Origin of the sequence: Pseudoalteromonas sp. S4741 (genome assembly GCF_005886135.1) — a bacterium.
GTDB classification, from domain to species: domain Bacteria; phylum Pseudomonadota; class Gammaproteobacteria; order Enterobacterales; family Alteromonadaceae; genus Pseudoalteromonas; species Pseudoalteromonas tetraodonis.
On the sequence record NZ_PNCN01000248.1, the window covers coordinates 1 to 332 of the forward strand.

The following is a 332-nucleotide window of genomic DNA, read 5'->3' on the forward strand; positions in this document are numbered from 1 at the left end:
GAGGATCATCCTCGCAAACCAGCTTGGGTTCGGGGCCTTGGGGTGCCATTCGCTCACCAACTAGCTAATCCCACTTGGGCCAATCTAAAGGCGAGAGCCGAAGCCCCCTTTGGTCCGTAGACATTATGCGGTATTAGCAGTCGTTTCCAACTGTTGTCCCCCACCTCAAGGCATGTTCCCAAGCATTACTCACCCGTCCGCCGCTCGTCATCTTCTAGCAAGCTAGAAATGTTACCGCTCGACTTGCATGTGTTAGGCCTGCCGCCAGCGTTCAATCTGAGCCATGATCAAACTCTTCAATTAAAAAGTTTTATGTCTTTCGCCAGAGCAAT

The 332-nt window shown here is 51.5% G+C and carries 1 rRNA gene; it reads right to left on the minus strand.

The features are described from left to right. Positions 1 to 303, minus strand: a 16S ribosomal RNA gene (locus CWC30_RS18510); the annotation flags it as partial. Positions 304 to 332 lie beyond the last annotated feature (29 nt).